A 4965-nucleotide genomic window follows, 5' to 3' on the forward strand; every position below is an offset into this window, starting at 1 on the left:
CTTTAGACCAATGTCTCACTTGTTTTACATCGTTTATGGTGCCTTTCCTTCCAATTCTCGCTTAGCTCTAATAAAAGCAATAAATTGTTGCATCTCTTCTTTAGAAAGAGAGGTTCCATCGACCGCCAGCTCCAAAATCGATAGATTCGTTAATTCCATGAATTGAACTGACTTTGAGGTATCCTCTTCAAGCTGAAAAGTTGGATGATCAACTCTGCCTAGGATGTAATCGGTTGATGTGTCAAATAAATCAGCTATTAATTTAATTGCTTCTAATGAAGGGCGGCGGTGCCCCGATTCGTAACCTGCATAAGTACTTTTGGCAATTCCGAGTCGATCAGCCGTATATTGTAATGACCAGCTTTTGCTCTTCCTTAATGTAGTTAATCTATTTAAAATCATTTTTTTACGCTCCTTTTATTTCAATTTATTATACCATCATATGAAAATAGAATGTACGCGAAATGAATAATATTTACTTGCTTTCCTCTAGGTGCATGACTATAATTATAATGAAAGTACGCGATACGCGTATTTTTTACTGAAAATACATTTTATTCTGTCATTATGCATCTAGTGATTTTAATGCTGAAACAGGGGAATTTATAGGAGGTATTATATTGAAGAAGTTGATGTTGCTTACGACCGGTGGGACAATTGCTTCGTTAGAAGGGAAAAACGGGCTAGTTCCTGAGATGAAAGCCGACGAAATTTTAAGTCATCTACCGGGATTAAATTTACTCTGTCAGATTGATAGTAAGCCTTTGATGAATATTGATAGTACAAATATGCAACCGGAATATTGGGTTGAAATAGCAAAATCTATCTATGATCATTACCATGATTACGACGGTTTTGTTATCACACATGGGACAGACACAATGGCCTACACTTCAGCTGCACTCTCATATATGTTACAAGATGTAGAAAAACCAATTGTGATTACAGGTTCTCAAATCCCAATTTCTTTTAAGAAAACAGATGCTAAAAGAAATATTTCTGACGCGATTCGCTTTGCTTGTGAAGAAATCGGCGGAGTATATGTAGTTTTTGACGGGAGAGTCATCCAGGGAACAAGGGCCATTAAATTGAGAACGAAAAGCTATGATTCGTTTGAAAGTATCAATTACCCTTATGTTGCCTCTATACATGAAGATGATATTGAGTATAATAAGCCTTTTCATTCACCAAAGAATAAGGAAATTAAGTTAGATACTTCCCTTTGTACTGATGTTTCTTTAGTTAAGCTATTTCCTGGGATTAAGCCAGAATTCTTTGATTTTCTGAAAAACCAATGTCAGGGGATTGTAATTGAAAGTTATGGAAGCGGTGGCATTCCATTTCAGGGAAGAAATATTTTGGAGAAATTGAATGAGTTGACCGAGTGTGGAATATCTGTTGTCATTACTACGCAATGTTTAGAGGAAGGAGAGGATATTGATATATATGAAGTAGGACGAAAAGTAAATCAAAATGTCATTATTCGTTCCAGAAATATGAATACAGAAGCCATTGTTCCTAAGTTGATGTGGGTATTGGGCAAGACGCAGGATCCAAAAAAGGTGAAGGAAATGATGGAAACACCAATTGCAGATGACATCACATTCTAACACATACAGGGGAGCAGGGAAAATGGTAAAAAACGAGATAGTATACCGAATTGAAAAAGATTTTCTCGGTGAAAAGGAAATTCTTGCAGATGTTTATTATGGAATACAAACGTTACGCGCTGTAGATAATTTCCCAATCACTGGATACAAAATTCATAAAGAAATGATTAAAGCGCTAGCAATGGTGAAAAAAGCAGCCGCACTGGCCAATATGGATGTCAAGCGTCTATATGAAGGAATTGGTAAAGTAATTGTTCAAGCTTCAGATGAAATTCTGGAAGGAAACTGGCACGAGTATTTTATAGTCGATCCGATCCAGGGTGGCGCAGGTACTTCAATGAACATGAATGCAAATGAAGTCATCGCAAACCGTGCGCTTGAACTGCTTGGTCATAATAAAGGTGAATATTGGAATTTAAGCCCGAACAGTCATGTGAATATGTCGCAATCAACGAACGATGTGTTTCCGACAGCCATTCATATTTCAAGCCTTAATTTACTAGAGAAGCTTCTCGATACGATGGATGATATGTTAGATGTCTTCAAAAAGAAAGCTCAACAATTCGACCATGTCATAAAAATGGGACGCACCCATCTTCAAGATGCCGTACCAATTCGCCTTGGTCAAGAATTTGAAGCATACAGCCGCGTATTGGAACGCGACATTAAACGGATTGGACAAACGCGCCAGCATCTTTACGAAGTGAATATGGGAGCGACAGCTGTAGGGACAGGTTTAAATGCTGACCCTCGGTATATCAAAAATGTTGTAAAGCACCTTGCAGACATAAGCGGATTGCCGCTTGTCGGAGCTGAGCACCTTGTTGATGTAACACAAAACACGGATGCCTACACAGAAGTGTCAGCTGCATTGAAGGTCTGCATGATGAATATGTCCAAAATCGCGAACGACTTACGATTGATGGCATCCGGCCCACGTGCGGGACTTGGTGAAATTACCTTACCGTCACGTCAGCCTGGTTCCTCCATTATGCCTGGAAAAGTCAACCCAGTAATGGCTGAGCTCATTAACCAAGTCGCCTTTCAGGTCATCGGTAACGACCATACGATTTGTTTGGCCTCTGAAGCGGGACAGCTTGAATTAAACGTAATGGAACCTGTGCTGGTCTTTAACTTGCTCCAATCCATCAGCATCATGGACAATGCGTTCCGAAGTTTTACAGACTTTTGTCTAACAGGTATCGAGGCAAATGAAGACCGGATGAAAGAATATGTTGAAAAAAGCGTGGGAATAATTACAGCCGTAAATCCGCACTTAGGATATGAAGTTGTAGCGCGAATTGCACGGGAAGCCATTTTAAAAGGTAAATCGGTACGAGAGCTTTGCCTGCAATATGATGTACTGACAGAGGAAGAACTCGATTTGATTTTAAATCCCTACGAAATGACAAATCCTGGTATAGCTGGTGGTACTCTTTTCGATCGTCAGTAAAACCAATTAATCTATGAATAATATAAACGTCTATTGAATTTTGTAGGAATAACCATGCCTATTAGGAGCCATAGCTTGATAGGCAAAGTCATTGAATTTTTTATTCTAATTTTATCTTTTGCTTATGAATCCTCAACTTACGGATGATTTATAAAAGAAGGATGTATTTTTTAAATAAATTTGAAAGCGTTTTATTTTAAGGGGGGGACGTAAGGGTGAATCATGTACGATTACCATCTATGTTAGAAATTATTTTTACATTGGGGTTATTTTTAGCTATTGTTTTTTCTTTTACTGTGATGTTTGATTTACCGATACAGCTAGCACTATTTATTTCGTGGTTCATCGTTATTTTACTTGGATTACGATTAGGACACCGATATAAACAACTGCAAGGAGCTATTACAAACGGGATTTCGAATGGCCTTGAGGCCGTTTTAATTCTTGTTGCAGTCGGTGCTCTTATCGGGACTTGGATTGCGGGAGGAATCGTGCCGACACTTATTTTTTATGGGTTGGAGTTTATTCACCCTAGCATTTTCTTATTAGCCACTCTCGTCATTTGCTCGATCACATCTTTGGCGACAGGTACATCATGGGGAACAGTCGGGACTGCTGGAATCGCGATGATGGCAATTGGAGAGGGAATGGGTATTCCTCTGCCGCTTGTAGCTGGTGCTGTTCTTTCCGGTGCATACTTCGGAGATAAGCTTTCTCCACTATCTGACAGTACCGTACTCGCAGCATCAATGTCGAAAGTGGATGTTATTGCACATGTACGTGCCATGTTATATTTAGATATCCCAGCTTACATCATTACTGCTATTCTTTTTACCATCGCAGGGTTTATGTATGGCGGAAAAAATACAGATTTAGAAAAAGTAGAATTTTTGAAGGCTGCATTACTTGAAAACTTCGATATTCAAATTTGGATGCTTATTCCTGCGATATTTGTTATTCTAATGCTCGCACTGAAACAACCTTCAATGCCAACAATTGCTGCAGGGGCTCTCTTAGGGACCATTTGGGCTTCCGTATTCCAAGGGATGGATTTTTCTGAGGCTCTGGGTACCGCTTACAGTGGTTTTTCAATTGATACAGGCATTGAATTCATGGATGATCTTCTGAACCGTGGGGGAATCGAGGGAATGCTTGGCTCAATCGTCGTCATTATTTTCGGATTAGGATTTGGTGGTCTGTTGGAGCATTTGGGAGTACTAAAAGTGATCGTTTCCAAATTTCAGAATCACCTAACTTCAGCCGGTAATGTGACCCTGTCAACATTAATTGTTGCCTTTTTAGCGAATGTATTTGGTTGTGCTATGTACGTTTCATTAATTTTAACACCCAAGATCATGGAAGAAAACTATGATAAATTACACATTGATCGGAGAGTATTAGCTAGAAATTCTGAGGTCGGCGGTACGATGACATCTGGGATGATTCCTTGGTCTGACAACGGGATTTTCATGGCAGGGATTTTAGGCATATCTACCTTTTCCTATGTTCCATTCATGTGGTTAAGTTTCGTTTCCATTGTACTTGCGATCATTTATGGTTATACAGGAAAATATATTTGGTACACTAAAAATGACGTAGAGGTGCCGCTGCAGCAGAAGGCTAATTAAACCCGTGTAACACATTTGTTAAAAAGTTGAGTCTCAAGATTGCTTATAAATTACGATAAAGGGTTCTGTTGCAAAGGTTTCTAAACTGAGATAACCTGTAGAAAAAGTGTGAGCAGGAGAATGATATATGGGGTATTTTAAAGGAAAACAGTTTAAAAAGGAACATCATTTTACCTACCTCAAAGTGTACAGGTAGAACCAAAAACTAGGACTACTGGATTGGCAGTACAAATATATCAAGATGGCAGTTTTCATAGAGAATATAAAGTTAAAG

At 38.9% G+C, this 4965-nt stretch carries 4 protein-coding genes; 3 read left to right on the forward strand and 1 reads right to left on the reverse strand.

From position 1 onward, the window contains the following. Positions 1 to 33: 33 nt before the first annotated feature. A complete protein-coding gene (locus LOK41_RS27275) occupies positions 34 to 402 on the reverse strand; it encodes a helix-turn-helix domain-containing protein (protein WP_241819213.1) in 369 nt (122 codons plus the stop codon). Between the two features lie 218 nt (positions 403 to 620). Here LOK41_RS27275 and LOK41_RS27280 point away from each other — a divergent pair, with 218 nt between their 5' ends. The 3 genes from LOK41_RS27280 to nhaC all read left to right on the forward strand — a co-directional run bounded on the left by LOK41_RS27280 (position 621) and on the right by nhaC (position 4691). Continuing rightward, the gene (locus LOK41_RS27280; protein ID WP_241819220.1) at positions 621 to 1610 is read left to right on the forward strand and encodes a type I asparaginase; all 990 of its coding nucleotides are present in this window, start codon (positions 621 to 623) and stop codon (positions 1608 to 1610) included. Between the two features lie 22 nt (positions 1611 to 1632). Beyond that, complete coding sequence (gene aspA, locus LOK41_RS27285) at positions 1633 to 3063, forward strand: aspartate ammonia-lyase (protein ID WP_241819227.1); 1431 nt, start codon at positions 1633 to 1635, stop codon at positions 3061 to 3063. 215 nt (positions 3064 to 3278) lie between these two features. Further along, complete coding sequence (nhaC, locus tag LOK41_RS27290) at positions 3279 to 4691, forward strand: Na+/H+ antiporter NhaC (RefSeq protein WP_241819234.1); 1413 nt, start codon at positions 3279 to 3281, stop codon at positions 4689 to 4691. Positions 4692 to 4965: the final 274 nt, after the last annotated feature.

The sequence above is a fragment of the Bacillus sp. TL12 genome, from assembly GCF_022625245.1.
Lineage (GTDB): Bacteria > Bacillota > Bacilli > Bacillales > Bacillaceae_G > Bacillus_A.

Coding starts and splice junctions, on each gene's coding strand:
- LOK41_RS27275 (WP_241819213.1), bottom strand. CDS start 402: ATGATTTTAAATAGATTAACTACATTAAGGAAGAGCAAAAGCTGGTCA.
- aspA (WP_241819227.1), top strand. CDS start 1,633: ATGGTAAAAAACGAGATAGTATACCGAATTGAAAAAGATTTTCTCGGT.